The organism is Pseudomonas rhodesiae (assembly GCF_007858255.1).
Lineage (GTDB): Bacteria > Pseudomonadota > Gammaproteobacteria > Pseudomonadales > Pseudomonadaceae > Aquipseudomonas > Aquipseudomonas rhodesiae.
In genome coordinates this window covers 54,606-70,835 of the sequence record NZ_VFEU01000017.1, presented here as the reverse complement: position 1 = coordinate 70,835, position 16,230 = coordinate 54,606, and the positions used below count along the sequence as shown (strand labels likewise).

General features: G+C 56.7%; 16 protein-coding genes. 12 read left to right on the top strand and 4 right to left on the bottom strand.

Going from position 1 to position 16,230, the window contains the following annotated elements; translation table 11 throughout:
* Window positions 1-6: 6 nt before the first annotated feature.
* A complete protein-coding gene (gene smpB / locus FIV35_RS21145) occupies window positions 7-489 on the bottom strand; it encodes an SsrA-binding protein SmpB (protein ID WP_024077453.1) in 483 nt (160 codons plus the stop codon).
* 168 nt (window positions 490-657) lie between these two features.
* On the opposite strand from smpB, the gene FIV35_RS21140 reads away from it, so the two are divergent.
* Window positions 658-1,092, top strand: a complete 435-nt coding sequence (locus FIV35_RS21140; protein WP_034139329.1) for a type II toxin-antitoxin system RatA family toxin — start codon at window positions 658-660, stop codon at window positions 1,090-1,092.
* The gene (locus FIV35_RS21135) at window positions 1,085-1,387 is read left to right on the top strand and encodes an RnfH family protein (RefSeq protein ID WP_034139328.1); all 303 of its coding nucleotides are present in this window, start codon (window positions 1,085-1,087) and stop codon (window positions 1,385-1,387) included. The genes FIV35_RS21140 and FIV35_RS21135 overlap by 8 nt, the downstream gene beginning before the upstream one ends.
* Window positions 1,388-1,452: 65 nt before the next feature.
* Here the strand turns inward: FIV35_RS21135 and FIV35_RS21130 are convergent, their stop codons facing one another.
* A complete protein-coding gene (locus tag FIV35_RS21130) occupies window positions 1,453-1,980 on the bottom strand; it encodes an outer membrane protein assembly factor BamE (protein ID WP_034115109.1) in 528 nt (175 codons plus the stop codon).
* Window positions 1,981-2,078: 98 nt separating this feature from the next.
* Between FIV35_RS21130 and fur the strand changes: the two genes are divergently transcribed.
* Window positions 2,079-2,483: a ferric iron uptake transcriptional regulator gene (fur, locus tag FIV35_RS21125; RefSeq protein ID WP_010562662.1), complete on the top strand. Its 405-nt coding sequence runs from the start codon at window positions 2,079-2,081 to the stop codon at window positions 2,481-2,483.
* An 81-nt stretch (window positions 2,484-2,564) separates the two neighbouring features.
* Here fur and recN read toward each other — a convergent pair whose 3' ends face one another.
* Entirely contained in the window at window positions 2,565-4,238 is a 1,674-nt protein-coding gene (recN, locus tag FIV35_RS21120) for a DNA repair protein RecN (RefSeq protein WP_034139327.1), read from the bottom strand.
* Window positions 4,239-4,400: 162 nt separating this feature from the next.
* Here recN and grpE point away from each other — a divergent pair, with 162 nt between their 5' ends.
* The 8 genes from grpE (at window position 4,401) to FIV35_RS21080 (ending at window position 14,973) form a co-directional block, all read left to right on the top strand.
* Window positions 4,401-5,054: a nucleotide exchange factor GrpE gene (grpE, locus tag FIV35_RS21115; RefSeq protein WP_259743765.1), complete on the top strand. Its 654-nt coding sequence runs from the start codon at window positions 4,401-4,403 to the stop codon at window positions 5,052-5,054.
* Window positions 5,055-5,156: 102 nt separating this feature from the next.
* Window positions 5,157-7,079, top strand: coding sequence for a molecular chaperone DnaK (gene dnaK, locus FIV35_RS21110; RefSeq protein ID WP_034139325.1), 1,923 nt, complete (start codon window positions 5,157-5,159; stop codon window positions 7,077-7,079).
* 317 nt (window positions 7,080-7,396) lie between these two features.
* The gene (gene dnaJ, locus FIV35_RS21105) at window positions 7,397-8,521 is read left to right on the top strand and encodes a molecular chaperone DnaJ (protein ID WP_034139324.1); all 1,125 of its coding nucleotides are present in this window, start codon (window positions 7,397-7,399) and stop codon (window positions 8,519-8,521) included.
* A gap of 10 nt (window positions 8,522-8,531) precedes the next feature.
* Window positions 8,532-9,338: a 4-hydroxy-tetrahydrodipicolinate reductase gene (dapB, locus tag FIV35_RS21100; protein WP_034139323.1), complete on the top strand. Its 807-nt coding sequence runs from the start codon at window positions 8,532-8,534 to the stop codon at window positions 9,336-9,338.
* Window positions 9,339-9,597: 259 nt separating this feature from the next.
* Window positions 9,598-10,734, top strand: a complete 1,137-nt coding sequence (carA, locus tag FIV35_RS21095) for a glutamine-hydrolyzing carbamoyl-phosphate synthase small subunit (RefSeq protein WP_034100735.1) — start codon at window positions 9,598-9,600, stop codon at window positions 10,732-10,734.
* 105 nt (window positions 10,735-10,839) lie between these two features.
* The gene (gene carB, locus FIV35_RS21090; protein ID WP_034100733.1) at window positions 10,840-14,061 is read left to right on the top strand and encodes a carbamoyl-phosphate synthase large subunit; all 3,222 of its coding nucleotides are present in this window, start codon (window positions 10,840-10,842) and stop codon (window positions 14,059-14,061) included.
* A gap of 2 nt (window positions 14,062-14,063) precedes the next feature.
* The gene (greA, locus tag FIV35_RS21085) at window positions 14,064-14,540 is read left to right on the top strand and encodes a transcription elongation factor GreA (protein ID WP_034100946.1); all 477 of its coding nucleotides are present in this window, start codon (window positions 14,064-14,066) and stop codon (window positions 14,538-14,540) included.
* A 28-nt stretch (window positions 14,541-14,568) separates the two neighbouring features.
* Window positions 14,569-14,973 carry a hypothetical protein gene (locus tag FIV35_RS21080; protein ID WP_034139322.1) on the top strand — a complete coding sequence of 135 codons (405 nt, stop codon included), beginning with the start codon at window positions 14,569-14,571 and terminating at the stop codon, window positions 14,971-14,973.
* Between the two features lie 9 nt (window positions 14,974-14,982).
* Here FIV35_RS21080 and yhbY read toward each other — a convergent pair whose 3' ends face one another.
* On the bottom strand, window positions 14,983-15,291 hold the full coding sequence (yhbY, locus tag FIV35_RS21075) for a ribosome assembly RNA-binding protein YhbY (RefSeq protein ID WP_028617972.1): 309 nt from the start codon (window positions 15,289-15,291) through the stop codon (window positions 14,983-14,985).
* 105 nt (window positions 15,292-15,396) lie between these two features.
* On the opposite strand from yhbY, the gene rlmE reads away from it, so the two are divergent.
* Window positions 15,397-16,047, top strand: coding sequence for a 23S rRNA (uridine(2552)-2'-O)-methyltransferase RlmE (gene rlmE, locus FIV35_RS21070; RefSeq protein WP_034139321.1), 651 nt, complete (start codon window positions 15,397-15,399; stop codon window positions 16,045-16,047).
* Window positions 16,048-16,230: the final 183 nt, after the last annotated feature.

Here is a 16,230-nt window from a genome sequence, read left to right as displayed (position 1 = left end):
ACAAGGTTATTCTTCCTTGCCCTTGTTGCGTACCGCGCGATGCAGCTCGCGATTGGAGTCGCGCTCGCGTTCGGTGTCGCGCTTGTCGTATTCCTTCTTGCCCTTGCCCAGTGCGATCTCGCACTTGACCAAGTGCTTGCTCCAGTACCAGGACAGGCAGACGCAGGCATAGCCCTTCTGCTGCACGGCCGCGGCAAGCTTGTCCAGCTCGCGGGCGTTGAGCAGTAGCTTGCGGGTGCGTACCGGGTCGGCAATCACATGAGTGCTCGCGGTGGTCAGCGGGGTGATATGACTGCCCAGCAGCCATGCTTCACCATCCTTGAGCAGTACGTAACTGTCGACCAGCTGCAGTTTGCTGGCACGCAGACTCTTTACTTCCCAGCCGGCCAGGACCAGACCAGCCTCGAAACGATGTTCGATGAAGTAATCGTGTCGCGCCTTTTTATTTTGCGCGATGGTCCCTGTGGGGTGTTTCTTTTGTTTAGCCATAGGGGCGGCATTATAGGCAGTTGCGAGCCTGGCGGCTACGGTCAACCTGCGCGCTTGAGCGTGTTGGACGAATCCCGGACAATGCGGGCAGTTCTTTGGTTTTTTTCTCTCGCGGATCGGGCTGTTCCTTCGCGATGTTTGCCGCTCAGCTGTGGAAATAACGCACACATGACGACGCATATTCAACGTTCGGCGCTGCTGCCCTATCCGGCACAGGCGCTCTATGATCTGGTCAACGACGTGGCGCGTTATCCGGAATTCCTTCCGTGGTGCTCAACTGCCGAGGTGCTTGAAGGCAGTGCTGAGTACATGGTCGCCAGCGTAGGCGTGGCCAAGGGGGGGCTTAGTCAGCACTTCGTTACGCGCAATGTATTAGTGCCGGGTAAATCAATCGAAATGAATTTGCAGGAAGGCCCATTCACCCAGTTGCATGGTGTATGGATTTTCAAAGCATTGACGGACAAGGCCTGCAAAATCAGCCTAGATCTGTCGTTTGATTATGCCGGACCCATCGTACGAGCGACGCTTGGGCCGTTATTCAATCAGGCGGCCAATACCTTGGTGGATGCATTCTGTCAGCGGGCTAAGCAGCTGCATGGTTGAAATCGAAGTGGTGCACGCCGCTGTCGATCGTCAGGTCCTGGTTGCCGTGACCGTACCCTTGGGCACGAGTGTGCGCAGGGCGGTACATCTCTCGGGAGTTCTGGAGCAGTTCCCCGGTATTGATCCGGCGACTTGTCCATTAGGGATATTCGGCAGGGCGATTTCTGACGCTGATGTGCGTGCTGTACAAGCGGGCGATCGAGTTGAGATTTACCGTCCATTGTTGGCTGATCCCAAGGAAGTGCGCAGGTTGCGTGCAGCCAAGGCAGCGCTTGCCAGGCAGCAGAATACTTAGCTCCGCTAATCGGCAGATACGAAAAAGCCCGGCATGCCGGGCTTTTTTTCGTGTGCCGCACAGTTTTATTGTGGGCTGGTGTCCAACGGCTGAGGTGTCGGGACGGGAACGGTTTCCACGCCGTCGACATCCTTCTGGATTCTGTCCAGCAAGGAACCCGGCTTTGCGGGGACCTCCGACTTCTGCTTTTCGCCTTCTTGCGCGGGAGCCGTCACGTTCGTGTCGTTGTCTTTGCCCAATAAGGCTTCATCACGGCTTACGCCGGGCATGAAGTCACCGGACAGGCTGACAAGCTGGTCATTGCCATTAAAAATGACGCTGACGCGCTCCTGCTGGCGCTCACCGCCACCAGGCTGAATGCTATAGAGATAATCCCAGCGATCGGCATGGAAAGTGTCGGTCAGCAGGGGATTACCCATAATAAACCGTACTTGCCGTCGGGTCATTCCGGGGCGTAACTGGTCTATCATGTCCTGCGTGACGACATTGCCCTGCTGGATGTCGATTTTGTAAACCCCGGGGAATGAACAACCGGCGAGTGCGAGCAGTCCCACAAAGGTGAAACTGGTTAGCAAGAGCTTGGTGTTTTGCATCGGTGGGCGACTTCCACTATCTTGGCTGGGACAACGTAAACGCCGATCATACCCGTATTAAGAGAAGCTGCGAAGCAGCATCCGCGAGAAAGCTAACCATGGTTGAAAATAGCGAACTACGCAAAGCCGGTCTCAAAGTGACTCTGCCACGAGTCAAGATTCTACAAATGCTCGATTCTGCCGAGCAGCGCCACATGAGTGCTGAAGATGTTTATAAGGCGCTGATGGAGTCTAATGAGGACGTTGGCCTGGCAACGGTTTACCGTGTGCTGACCCAGTTTGAAGCCGCAGGGCTGGTGGTTCGTCATAATTTCGACGGCGGTCATGCAGTGTTCGAACTGGCTGACGGCGGTCATCACGACCATATGGTGGACCTCGATACCAATGAGGTTATTGAGTTCACCAGCCCGGCAATCGAGAAGCTTCAGCATGAAATCGCTGAAGAACATGGCTTCGATCTGGTTGACCATAATCTTGTGTTGTACATCCGTAAGAAAAAGTAAAAAACGCTACAGATGTACTTTGCAAACAGCACGAAGGCGACCCTTGGGTCGCCTTCGTGCTGTTTGCAAGAAAATTCCGGTTCACGCCTTGGCGGCTACGACCATCTTCTTCGCATGCGCCAGAGACTCTTTGGTCAGGTCTATCCCACCCAGCATGCGGGCCACTTCTTCCACGCGTTCCGACTTGTTCAATCTGGACACGGCTGTCCGTGTTGCATCGCTGCCTCTGACCTTGTGTACAAACAAATGTTGATGCCCTTGCGCCGCGACCTGCGGCAAGTGCGTCACTGTGAGTACCTGGCCTCGCTCTCCAAGGCGGCGCAACAGTTGGCCGACAATTTCCGCCGTTGGCCCGCCGATGCCGACGTCCACCTCGTCGAATACCAGCGTGGGTACTCTGGAGGTCTGTGCGGTAATCACTTGGATAGCCAGGCTGATTCGCGACAGCTCGCCCCCGGAGGCGACTTTTGCCAGCGCTTTGAGAGGTTGTCCAGGGTTGGCGCTGACCAGTAGTTCTACCTGTTCCAAGCCATGGGGCTGCAGTTCGTTGCTGGCATTGGTGCGCAGCTCGATAGTAAAGCGCCCGCCAGGCATGCCCAGGCGCTGAATTTCTTGCTCAACTGCGTCGGCAAGGTTTGTGGCCGCGTGCTGGCGTAACTCGCTCAGTTCGCGGGCCTTCTCTTGATAATGCCGGGCATAGGAGGCCAGTTCGTCGCCCAGTCTTTCAATGGATTCATCGTTGGCATTCAGGGTTTCGATTTCATCCAGCAATTTCTGCTGCATCGCCGCCAGTTCAGTGGGCTGGATTCGATGTTTGCGGGCCAGGGTATAAATAGTGTCCAGTCGTTCTTCTATTTCCTGCAAGCGCGCCGGATCGGCATCGAAGTGGTCCAGAAACCTATTCAGCTCGCCGACTGCTTCTTCAACCTGGATCTGCGCACTGGTCAGCAGGGTTGTCGCTTCGCTCAGCGAATCCGAGGCGTTATTCACGCTGGACAGACGGTTGAGGCTGGCCGTGAGCGCGTTGAGCACATTTCCGGAATCGCTTTCGCTGCATTGCTCCACCACCTGACGGCAGATACCCAGAAGGGTTTCTGCATTGGTGAGGTTCTTGTGTTCCTGTTCAAGCTGCTCCAGCTCCGTTTCGCCAAGACCCAGGCTCTCCAGCTCTTCGAGCTGATAGCTGAGTAACTGATGGCGAGCGCGTTGCTCATCGCCGGAATTGGAGAGTCGTTCCAGTTCCAGGCGTGTCTGGCGCCAGCGTTGCGCAGCAAGCTGTACTTGCCTGGATAGATCGGTGGCGCCGGCGTATTCGTCGAGCAAGCGCCGATGTGTGTCGGTTTTAAGCAGAGACTGATGTTCGTGCTGGTTGTGGATATCGATCAGCAATTCACCCAATGCTTTAAGGTCGCCAAGCGGGCAGGGCGTGCCGTTGATATAGCCGCGTGAGCGCCCTTCGGCAGTGATGACCCGTCGCAGGATGCACGGTCCTTCATGGCTAAGGTCGCGCTCAGCCAGCCAGGTTTCAGCTTCTGGAATATCCGCCAAGTCGAAAGTGGCCAGGATATCGGCCTTTTCTGCGCCTGGGCGCACTACGCCGCTGTCGGCGCGATCCCCCAGGGTCAGGCCCAGTGCGTCGAGCATGATCGACTTGCCGGCGCCGGTTTCGCCTGTGATTACGCTCATTCCACGATCCAGTTCGAGATCCAGATGTTCAACGATGGCGTAGTTGTGTACGGACAGGTGCACGAGCATGACGGCCGCTCCCAGGCTTTAGGTCTGGTTATTTATACAGTGTTTCGTCCCGGCGTGACAATCCTGATCCTTAGTTCGATTTACTTGAAAACAAGCTTTTTTTAGCGCAACTGGGAATGTATGGATGGGAATCAATCCTGGCGCTCTGATGGACTTTTGGTCTTGTCTGCGCCCTTGAACCTGGAAATTGTGGCCCCATATACCGGAACAGAAGCGCGAGTCGAGTTCGCGCATGATTTTGAAAGGAGAGAATCTATGGCTGACGAACAGACGCAGGATACGCAAACTCCAGACGCCAATCCGGCTGTCGGTGATGAGCTGGCAACTCGTGTGCAGGTGCTGGAAGAGCAATTGGCCGCTGCGCAGGATCAGTCTTTGCGTGTTGCCGCCGATCTGCAGAACGTCCGCCGCCGTGCCGAGCAGGATGTAGAAAAAGCGCATAAATTCGCGTTGGAAAAATTCGCCAGCGACCTGCTGCCGATTATCGACAGTCTGGAGCGCGGCCTTGAGCTGTCCAACCCGGATGATGAAAACATCCGTGCGATGCGCGAAGGCATTGAGCTGACCCTGAAAATGTTCCAAGACACGCTCAAGCGGTACCAGCTGGAAGCTATCGATCCGCAAGGTGGCGAGCCGTTCAATGCTGAGCATCACCAAGCCATGGCCATGCAGGAAAGCCACGACCTTGAGCCCAACAGCGTGTTGAAGGTGTTCCAGAAAGGATACCTGCTCAACGGCCGTCTGCTGCGCCCGGCAATGGTAGTGGTAAGCAAGGCGCCAGCGCCCGTTGCACCTTCTATTGATGAGCAGGCTTGAAATCCGCCGCAAGGCCCCCATTTATAAGTCAAGCGTTTAAGTGCTACCGCAGTTAGCCAAAACTGCTGCGGCAACAAAATTCAAGTTTCGGGAGAGTAAATCATGGGCAAAATTATCGGTATCGACCTGGGGACCACCAACTCGTGCGTCTCGGTCATGGAAAACGGCAAGGCCAAAGTTATTGAGAACGCCGAAGGCGCGCGTACTACGCCTTCGATTATCGCTTACGCCAATGATGGTGAGATCCTCGTCGGTCAGTCGGCCAAGCGCCAGGCGGTGACTAACCCGCATAACACTCTGTACGCGGTGAAGCGTCTGATCGGTCGTAAGTTCGACGAAGAAGTCGTGCAAAAAGACATCAAGATGGTGCCTTACAAAATCGCCAAGGCTGACAACGGTGACGCCTGGGTTGAAGTGAACGGCAACAAAATGTCCGCTCCGCAGATCTCGGCTGAAGTCTTGAAAAAGATGAAGAAGACGGCCGAAGACTATCTGGGTGAAGCGGTAACCGAAGCGGTGATCACCGTTCCGGCTTACTTCAACGACAGCCAGCGTCAGGCGACCAAAGATGCCGGCCGCATCGCGGGCCTGGACGTCAAACGTATCATTAACGAACCGACCGCTGCTGCTCTGGCTTACGGTATGGACAAGGCCAAAGGCGATCACACCGTGATCGTTTATGACCTGGGTGGCGGTACCTTCGACGTATCGGTGATCGAGATTGCCGAAGTCGATGGCGAGCACCAGTTCGAAGTGCTGGCTACCAACGGTGACACCTTCTTGGGTGGTGAGGACTTTGACATTCGTCTGATCGACTACCTCGTTGACGAATTCAAGAAAGAAAGCGGCATGAACCTTAAAGGTGATCCGCTGGCGATGCAGCGTCTGAAAGAAGCTGCCGAAAAAGCCAAGATCGAGCTGTCGTCGAGCATGTCGACTGACGTTAACCTGCCGTACATCACAGCAGATGCTACCGGTCCTAAGCACTTGAACGTGAAGATTTCTCGCGCCAAGTTGGAGGCACTGGTTGAAGACCTGGTTCAGCGCACCATCGAACCTTGCCGCATTGCATTGAAAGACGCTGGCATCGACGTTGGCTCCATCAACGACGTGATTCTGGTGGGCGGCCAGACTCGTATGCCGCTGGTGCAGCAGAAAGTCACCGAGTTCTTCGGTAAAGAAGCACGTAAAGACGTCAACCCGGACGAAGCGGTTGCCATGGGTGCTGCGATTCAGGGCGCGGTATTGGCCGGTGATGTGAAAGACGTGCTGTTGCTGGACGTCAGCCCGCTGACCCTGGGTATCGAAACCATGGGTGGCGTGATGACCGCGCTGATCGAGAAAAACACCACGATTCCTACCAAGAAATCTCAGGTGTTCTCGACTGCCGATGACAACCAGGGCGCCGTGACCATTCATGTGCTGCAAGGTGAGCGTAAACAAGCTTCTCAGAACAAGTCTCTGGGCAAGTTCGACCTGGCTGATATTCCACCAGCGCCACGTGGTGTGCCACAAATCGAAGTGACCTTCGACATCGACGCCAACGGCATTCTGCACGTAGGTGCGAAAGACAAGGCGACCGGCAAAGAGCAGAAGATCACCATCAAGGCCAACTCGGGTCTGTCTGATGAAGAAATTCAACAGATGATTCGTGATGCTGAAGCCAACGCCGAGGCGGATGCCAAGTTTGCTGAGCTGGCCGACGCTCGTAACAAAGGTGATGCTCTGGTGCACTCGACCCGCAAAATGGTCGTGGACGCTGGCGAAAAAGTATCGGCTGAAGAGAAAACTGCAATCGAAGCTGCCGTGGTTGCCCTGGAAGCCGCCGTCAAAGGCGACGACAAGGCCGCCATTGAAGCCAAGATTGAAGAGTTGTCGAAAGTCTCTGCGCCAGTGGCCCAGAAGATGTACGCAGAGCAAGCTCAGCCGGCAGACGGCGCTGCACAACAGGCAGAACCGGAAGCCAAGCATGACGACGTTGTCGATGCTGAGTTCGAAGAAGTTAAAGAAGACCAGAAGAAGTAACTTGGTCGCCCGGTTGACCGCTTTCAAGCGGTGACTGGTAGGATGTCGCCGCGCGGGAGCTTGCTCCCGCGTTGGCGTGTCTGGGGTACGCGAATTTTTACAGCATGCGACAACAGTCGGATGCTGGCGGTGTGATCGGGGATGCTCCTGCTTTCCGAGGGTTTAATACCGCGTTTTTGGCCGGGCGCCTGGCTGAAAGCAGTGATGACCAGGATCGTTGAATTGACGTGAGTTGGGTCCGGGCCTGTATTGGGGCTCAACGAGTTCGGCAAGGCTCAGGAGGGCCTGGCTGAACGTCCTTAAGAGTGCAAAGACTTATGGCAAAGCGTGACTATTACGAAGTTTTGGGTGTGGAGCGTGGTGCCAGCGAGGCGGAGCTGAAAAAGGCTTACCGTCGTCTGGCGATGAAGCACCACCCGGACCGTAATCCGGATAACAAAGAATCCGAAGAAATGTTCAAAGAGGCCAATGAGGCCTACGAATGCCTGTGTGATCCCAATAAACGTGCGGCCTACGATCAGTATGGCCATGCCGGTGTCGACCCAAGCATGGGTGGTGGTGGCGCTGGTTTTGGTGGGCAGAACTTCTCCGATATTTTCGGCGATGTGTTCAGCGACTTCTTTGGCGGCGGCCGCGGTGGTCAGCGTGGCGGTGCGCAGCGCGGCAGCGACTTGCGCTACACCCTGGAACTGAACCTGGAAGAAGCGGTTCGCGGTACCAGCGTCAATATTCGTGTGCCAACGCTGGTCAACTGCAAGCCGTGCGACGGTTCGGGCGCCAAGAAAGGCTCTTCGCCCATCACCTGCCCTACGTGCGGTGGTATTGGCCAGGTCCGTATGCAACAAGGCTTCTTCTCGGTGCAGCAGACGTGCCCGCGTTGCCATGGCCAGGGCAAGATCATCTCCGATCCATGCGATTCCTGTCATGGCGAAGGTCGTGTCGAAGAGTACAAAACCTTGTCGGTGAAAGTGCCGGCGGGTGTCGATACCGGTGATCGAATTCGTCTGTCGGGCGAAGGTGAAGCGGGTGTTCAGGGTGGGCCTACGGGTGACCTGTATGTGGTGATCAATGTGCGCGAGCACGCGATTTTCCAGCGCGACGGTAAGCATCTGTTCTGTGAAGTGCCGATCAGTTTTGTCGACGCGGCGCTGGGTGGTGAGCTGGAGATTCCGACGCTGGATGGGCGCGTCAAGCTCAAGATCCCTGAAGGCACGCAAACCGGTAAACAGTTCCGTATTCGCGGCAAAGGCGTTGCGCCGGTACGTGGTGGCGGTGCGGGTGACTTAATGTGCCGCGTGGCGGTCGAAACACCGGTCAATCTGGGGCGCCGTCAGCGTGAGCTGCTCGAAGAGTTCCGTAGCTCGCTGGAAGGCGATGATACCCATTCGCCGAAAACCACTGGTTTCTTTGAAGGCGTGAAGCGCTTCTTCGGCGATCTGTAAGGAAGTGAGTATGCGACGTATAGCCGTAATGGGCGCTGCCGGGCGCATGGGCAAGACGCTGGTTGAAGCGGTGCAGTTGCGCTCACCGGCCTCCGGGCTGACGGCGGCGATCGTTCGTCCGGGCAGCACGTTGATCGGCGCGGATGCCGGTGAGTTGGCCTCATTGGGGCGTATCGGCGTTTCGCTGTCGGGCAGCCTGGAGCAGGTGGCGGATGAATTCGATGTACTGATCGATTTCACGCTGCCCGAGGTGATGCTCAAGAATCTGGCGTTCTGTCGCAAGGCAGGCAAGGCCATGGTTATTGGCACTACGGGCTTGAGTGCCGAGCAGAAGCAGTTGTTAGTGGAGGCGGGCAAGGAGATCCCCTTGGTGTTCGCCGCCAACTTCAGCGTCGGTGTGAACCTGTCGCTCAAGCTGCTGGATATGGCGGCGCGGGTGCTGGGTGATGAAGCGGATATCGAGATTATCGAGACGCACCATCGTCATAAAATCGACGCACCCTCGGGTACCGCGCTGCGTATGGGCGAGGCTATCGCTGATGCGCTGGGTCGCGACTTGTCAAAGGTCGCGGTATACGGGCGCGAGGGGCATACCGGTGAGCGCGCGCGCGACACCATCGGTTTCGCGACTGTTCGTGGCGGGGACGTCGTTGGTGATCACACCGTGCTATTCGCGGCCGAAGGCGAGCGCCTGGAGATCACGCACAAGGCTTCCAGTCGCATGACGTTTGCCAAGGGGGCGGTCCGTGCCGCGCTCTGGCTGGAAGGGCGCGAGCCTGGCCTGTACGACATGCGAGACGTGCTGGATCTGCACTAATCAGTAGCCAAGACGGGGGCTCAGGATTATCCTGAGCCCCCGTTTTTACCCGCTAAGCGACGTCCTGTCGCATTCCCCTGCCTTCAAGGCTCATTAGCGGTGGACCCAAAAAGCCTTTTTCTGTAAGCTACAGCTTTAGTGTGTCCACTAAAAGCGCGCAGAATAATTCAGTGAACAAGCGGGGTGACGTGTCCATACGTCACTCCGCTTTTTTACAACCTGCGATCGCCCTTTCAGGCTTTATTTACGGGAGGTCTTCTTGACTAAGCCAGCCATACTCGCCCTTGCTGATGGCAGCATTTTTCGCGGCGAAGCCATTGGAGCCGACGGTCAAACCGTTGGAGAGGTAGTGTTTAACACTGCCATGACCGGCTATCAGGAAATCCTTACCGATCCTTCCTACGCCCAACAGATCGTTACCCTGACCTATCCACATATCGGCAACACCGGTACTACGCCGGAAGATGTCGAGTCTGATCGTGTCTGGTCGGCGGGGTTGGTGATTCGTGATCTGCCACTGGTTGCGAGCAACTGGCGCAACACGATGTCGCTTTCCGATTACCTCAAAGCCAACAATGTGGTGGCGATCGCTGGTATCGATACCCGTCGCCTTACGCGCATCCTGCGTGAAAAAGGCTCGCAGAACGGCTGCATCATGGTCGGCGACAATATTTCCGAAGAGGCGGCGATCGCCGCGGCACAAGGCTTCCCTGGCCTGAAGGGCATGGACCTGGCGAAGGTCGTCAGCGTCAAAGAGAAGTACGAATGGCGCTCCACGGTCTGGGATTTGAAGACAGACAGTCATGCGACCATCGATGCTGCCGAGTTGCCTTATCACGTGGTCGCTTACGACTACGGCGTCAAGTACAACATCCTGCGCATGCTGGTCGAGCGTGGCTGCCGCGTGACCGTGGTACCTGCGCAGACCCCAGCCAGCGACGTGCTGGCTCTGCAACCGGACGGCGTGTTCCTGTCCAACGGCCCGGGTGACCCTGAGCCTTGCGACTACGCCATCCAGGCCATTAAGGAAGTACTGGAAACCGAGATTCCGGTATTCGGTATCTGCCTCGGCCACCAACTGCTGGCTCTGGCCTCCGGTGCTAAAACCCTGAAAATGGGGCACGGCCACCACGGCGCCAACCACCCTGTTCAGGATCTGGACACTGGTGTCGTGATGATTACCAGCCAGAACCACGGTTTTGCGGTGGATGAAGCCACCTTGCCGGCCAACGTCCGCGCGATTCATAAGTCGCTGTTCGACGGTTCCCTGCAAGGCATCGAGCGCACCGACAAGAGCGCGTTCAGCTTCCAGGGCCACCCTGAAGCCAGCCCGGGCCCGAACGACGTAGCGCCGCTGTTCGACCGTTTCATCAATGAGATGGCCAAGCGACGCTGACTGAGCAGCCTGCGGGCGGCCCCGAAACCGGTGGCCCTCGCGGGCTCTCTAAAAGATTGTTCAAGACGGCTTGCCGACTGACCTGCGGATTTGAGTGACAAACCCATGCCAAAACGTACAGACATAAAAAGCATCCTGATTCTCGGCGCTGGCCCGATCGTGATCGGCCAGGCCTGCGAGTTCGACTACTCCGGCGCCCAGGCCTGTAAAGCCCTGCGCGAAGAGGGCTACCGCGTCATCCTGGTGAACTCCAACCCAGCCACCATCATGACCGACCCGGCGATGGCTGACGCGACCTACATCGAGCCGATCAAATGGCAGACGGTTGCCAAGATCATCGAGAAAGAGCGTCCAGACGCGCTGCTGCCGACCATGGGTGGCCAGACTGCACTGAACTGCGCTCTGGATCTGGAGCGCGAAGGCGTTCTGGAGAAGTTCGGCGTAGAGATGATCGGTGCCAATGCCGACACCATCGACAAAGCCGAAGACCGCTCACGCTTCGACAAGGCCATGAAGTCCATCGGCCTGGCCTGCCCGCGTTCCGGTATCGCCCACAGCATGGAAGAAGCCAATGCGGTCCTCGAGACCTTGGGGTTCCCATGCATCATCCGTCCGTCCTTCACCATGGGCGGCACCGGTGGTGGTATTGCCTACAACCGTGAAGAATTCGAAGAAATCTGCGCCCGTGGTCTGGACCTGTCGCCGACCAAAGAGCTGCTGATCGACGAATCCTTGATCGGTTGGAAAGAATACGAGATGGAGGTTGTTCGCGATAAGAAAGACAACTGCATCATCGTCTGCTCCATCGAAAACTTCGACCCGATGGGCGTGCACACCGGTGACTCCATCACCGTGGCGCCGGCGCAGACCCTGACCGACAAGGAATATCAGATCCTGCGTAACGCTTCCCTGGCGGTATTGCGCGAGATCGGTGTAGAAACCGGCGGTTCCAACGTTCAGTTCGGGATCTGCCCGAACACCGGCCGTATGGTCGTGATCGAAATGAACCCGCGTGTTTCCCGTTCTTCGGCATTGGCTTCTAAGGCCACGGGTTTCCCGATCGCCAAAGTCGCGGCCAAACTGGCCGTGGGTTATACCTTGGATGAACTGTCGAACGACATCACTGGCGGCAAGACCCCAGCGTCCTTCGAGCCGTCCATCGACTACGTCGTGACCAAGCTGCCGCGCTTTGCTTTTGAGAAGTTCGCCAAAGCGGATGCGCGCCTGACTACCCAGATGAAGTCCGTGGGCGAAGTGATGGCCATCGGCCGGACCTTCCAGGAATCCCTGCAGAAAGCCCTGCGTGGCCTGGAAGTCGGCGTGTGCGGCCTGGATGAGAAGCTCGATCTGAGCAACCCGGAAAGCATGAGCGTGCTCAAGCGCGAATTGACCGTGCCGGGTGCCGAGCGGATCTGGTACGTCGCTGATGCGTTCCGTGCCGGCCTGAGTGTCGAAGACATCTTCGGCATGAACATGATCGACCCGTGGTTCCTGGTGCAGATCGAAGATCTGATCAAGGAAGAAGAGAAGGTCAAGACCCTGGGTCTGGCCAGCATCGACCGCGACATGATGTTCCGCCTCAAGCGCAAGGGCTTCTCCGACCAGCGCCTGGCCAAGTTGCTGGGTGTGACCGAGAAGAACCTGCGCACTCATCGCCACAAGCTGGAGATCTTCCCGGTCTACAAGCGCGTGGATACTTGCGCGGCCGAGTTCTCCACCGATACCGCTTATCTGTACTCCACCTACGAGGAAGAGTGCGAAGCGGCGCCGTCGGGTCGCGACAAGATCATGATCCTGGGTGGCGGTCCTAACCGTATCGGCCAGGGCATCGAATTTGACTACTGCTGCGTACACGCTGCTCTCGCCCTGCGCGAAGACGGGTACGAGACCATCATGGTCAACTGCAACCCGGAAACCGTTTCCACCGATTACGATACTTCTGATCGTCTGTACTTCGAGCCGGTGACCCTGGAAGACGTGCTGGAAATCGTGCGTGTCGAGAAGCCTAAAGGCGTGATCGTTCAGTACGGCGGTCAGACTCCGCTGAAGCTGGCGCGTGCCCTGGAAGCTGCTGGTGTGCCGATTATCGGCACTAGCCCGGACGCCATCGACCGTGCCGAAGATCGTGAGCGCTTCCAGCAAATGGTTGAACGCTTGAACCTGCGTCAGCCGCCAAACGCCACCGTGCGTAGCGAAGATGAAGCGATTCGTGCGGCCAGCAAAATTGGCTATCCGTTGGTGGTGCGCCCGTCTTATGTGCTGGGCGGCCGCGCGATGGAAATCGTTTACGAAGAAGAAGAACTCAAGCGCTACCTGCGCGATGCTGTGAAAGTGTCCAACGACAGCCCGGTGCTGCTGGACCACTTCCTCAACTGCGCTATCGAAATGGACGTGGATGCGGTCTGCGATGGCACCGACGTAGTGATCGGCGCGATCATGCAGCACATCGAGCAGGCCGGTGTTCACTCCGGTGACTCTGCTTGCTCGCTGCCGCCTTACTCGCTGCCGGCGCACATTCAGGATGTAATGCGCGACCAGGTCAAGAAAATGGCTTTGGAGTTGGGCGTGGTCGGTCTGATGAACGTGCAGTTGGCCTTGCAAGGCGAAGACATCTACGTCATCGAGGTCAACCCACGAGCTTCGCGTACCGTGCCATTTGTGTCCAAGTGCATCGGCGTGTCCCTGGCCATGATCGCTGCGCGCGTGATGGCTGGTAAGACTCTGAAAGAAATCGGTTTTACCAAAGAAATCATCCCGAACTTCTACAGCGTGAAAGAGGCGGTGTTCCCATTCGCCAAATTCCCTGGCGTGGACCCGATCCTGGGCCCAGAGATGAAGTCTACCGGTGAGGTGATGGGCGTGGGCGACACGTTCGGTGAGGCATTTGCTAAAGCACAGATGGGGGCCAGCGAAATTCTGCCGACTGGCGGTACTGCGTTCATCAGTGTTCGTGATGACGACAAGCCGCTGGTTGCAGGCGTGGCGCGTGATCTGATCAACTTGGGCTTCGAAGTCGTGGCCACCGCTGGGACTGCCAAGCTGATCGAGGCTGCCGGCCTTAAGGTGCGTCGCGTGAACAAGGTAACGGAAGGTCGTCCGCATGTGGTCGACATGATCAAGAATGACGAAGTCACCTTGATCATCAACACAACTGAAGGTCGTCAGTCGATCGCGGATTCCTACTCCATTCGTCGTAACGCCCTGCAGCACAAGATTTACTGCACCACCACCATTGCTGCTGGCGAAGCTATCTGTGAAGCACTCAAGTTCGGTCCAGAAAAGACCGTTCGTCGCTTGCAGGATCTACACGCAGGATTGAAGGCATGAGCATTACCAAATACCCAATGACTGTTCAGGGCGCTCGCGCCCTGGAAGAGGAGCACGCCCACCTGACCAAGGTCGTACGTCCGAAGCTGAGCCAGGACATCGGTACGGCCCGTGAGCTGGGTGACTTGAAGGAGAACGCCGAATATCACGCCGCTCGCGAGCAGCAGGGTATGGTCGAGGCGCGGATTCGTGATATCGAAGGTCGCATGCAAAATGCTGTGATCATCGATGTGACCACTATCCCGCACACCGGCAAGGTGATTTTCGGCACCACTGTCGAAATCGCCAACGTTGAAACGGACGAAAGCGTGACTTACCACATCGTGGGTGAGGACGAGGCTGATATCAAACAGGGCAAAATCTCTGTCGGTTCGCCTATTGCACGTGCCTTGATCGCCAAGGAAGAGGGGGACGTGGTGGCCGTCAAAACGCCAAGTGGCGTGATCGAGTACGAGATTGTCGAAGTTCGTCACATCTGATACCCGGCGCCCGTTTCGTGCGGGCGCCATGCTATGGCAGCTCACTCAGATGTTGTGGGTGGGCGGCTTGTGGTTGCTTCACATTGGCGTGCTGCCGGCACTCGGTTTGATTGGTTTGGCGCCGTTGCTCATCGATGAGCTCGACGGATTGCTCAGTGCATTACTGGTGGGTTTTGCCGCAGCGTGTGTGGTGCTTCAAGCGTTGGTGCTGATCAAGGCTGAGGGCTTGGAGAGTTTGTGGAGGGATATTCGCGGCCAACTGCTGTTGATGGCGCTGTATGCATGCGCTATGTATTGCATTGTGCATCTCTGGCTGCCGGAAGCGTTGCGCTGGCGGCTATTCAGCTATCTTGTACTAGGGTTCTCGGGGCTTGTGCTGGTTGTACAGCCTGCGCCGGGATGGAGTGGCGGGGCGCGCGAAGCACGCCCTTGACCCTATTTGTCATTTGAAGCGATGAACGTTCGACAGTTGTTTGTTGACGCTGAAATTCTTGCGATACAGCAGCGCCATCTTGCCGATGACCTGAACCAGGTCTGCTTTGCCCGCCTTGCACAGTTCTGCAATGGCAGCCAGGCGTGCTTCGCGATCGAGGATATTGACCTTGATCTTGATCAGTTCGTGATCGTTGAGTGCGCGCTCGAATTCAGCTAACACACCCTCAGTCAAACCGTTGTCTGCCACAATCAGAACTGGTTTCAGATGGTGGCCAATGGATTTGTACTGTTTCTTCTGCTCTTGAGTGAGCGGCATAATCTGACCCCTGCGTCTGATCTTGTAAAAAGCGGCGGCCAGTTTACCCGAGCGAGTCCGGGACCGCCCAGTTAATCACGACCCGTTTTATTTTCGAGGTGGCCCGTGGCCCGTTCCAAAACCAGCCTTAACTGGCTAAAAGAACATTTCAACGATCCTTACGTCAAAAAGGCGCAAAAGGACGGCTACCGTTCCCGGGCCAGCTATAAGCTGCTGGAGCTGCAGGACAAGGACAAATTATTCCGGCCAGGCATGAGTGTGATCGATCTTGGGGCCGCCCCGGGGGGCTGGTCTCAGGTGGCCAGTCGTCTGATTGGTGGCCAGGGGCGATTAATCGCTTCCGACATTCTGGAGATGGATAGCATCCCGGATGTGACCTTTGTGCACGGCGACTTCACCCAGGATTCAGTGCTGGCCGAGATCCTTGAGGCTGTGGGAAATTCGCAGGTGGACCTTGTGATTTCCGATATGGCACCCAATATGAGTGGATTACCGGCAGTTGATATGCCGCGCGCCATGTTCCTGTGCGAATTGGCGTTGGACCTGGCAGGGCGTGTATTGCGTCCGGGCGGAGATTTCCTGGTCAAAGTCTTCCAGGGTGAAGGTTTTGACGAATACCACAAGAACATCCGTAAATTGTTCGACAAGGTACAGATGCGCAAACCGGACTCCTCAAGGGATCGTTCCCGCGAGCAGTATCTGTTGGCTCGAGGGTTCCGCGGAATCGAAGGCGCGGCGAGTGATGAGCGTCTTTAAGGGTTTCAACGGAGTCGATAGGTTTTTTTATATCGCTTTCGTCATGAAGCTTTACGAATATTGTGTAGTCAAAGTTTCACAAAGGGTTACAGACGGCGCCTGCCAGAGTTGTAGGTAATGTAGTAAGTTAGGTCGGTGAATATCATGCGAAGCGCGCGCCAGCAGCGGAGCTTGCTTCAGAGG

Coding starts and splice junctions, on each gene's coding strand:
- dapB (WP_034139323.1), top strand. CDS start 8,532: ATGCGACGTATAGCCGTAATGGGCGCTGCCGGGCGCATGGGCAAGACG.
- FIV35_RS21140 (WP_034139329.1), top strand. CDS start 658: ATGACGACGCATATTCAACGTTCGGCGCTGCTGCCCTATCCGGCACAG.
- FIV35_RS21135 (WP_034139328.1), top strand. CDS start 1,085: ATGGTTGAAATCGAAGTGGTGCACGCCGCTGTCGATCGTCAGGTCCTG.
- FIV35_RS21130 (WP_034115109.1), bottom strand. CDS start 1,980: ATGCAAAACACCAAGCTCTTGCTAACCAGTTTCACCTTTGTGGGACTG.
- recN (WP_034139327.1), bottom strand. CDS start 4,238: ATGCTCGTGCACCTGTCCGTACACAACTACGCCATCGTTGAACATCTG.
- smpB (WP_024077453.1), bottom strand. CDS start 489: ATGGCTAAACAAAAGAAACACCCCACAGGGACCATCGCGCAAAATAAA.
- dnaK (WP_034139325.1), top strand. CDS start 5,157: ATGGGCAAAATTATCGGTATCGACCTGGGGACCACCAACTCGTGCGTC.
- dnaJ (WP_034139324.1), top strand. CDS start 7,397: ATGGCAAAGCGTGACTATTACGAAGTTTTGGGTGTGGAGCGTGGTGCC.
- fur (WP_010562662.1), top strand. CDS start 2,079: ATGGTTGAAAATAGCGAACTACGCAAAGCCGGTCTCAAAGTGACTCTG.
- yhbY (WP_028617972.1), bottom strand. CDS start 15,291: ATGCCGCTCACTCAAGAGCAGAAGAAACAGTACAAATCCATTGGCCAC.
- FIV35_RS21080 (WP_034139322.1), top strand. CDS start 14,569: ATGCTATGGCAGCTCACTCAGATGTTGTGGGTGGGCGGCTTGTGGTTG.
- carB (WP_034100733.1), top strand. CDS start 10,840: ATGCCAAAACGTACAGACATAAAAAGCATCCTGATTCTCGGCGCTGGC.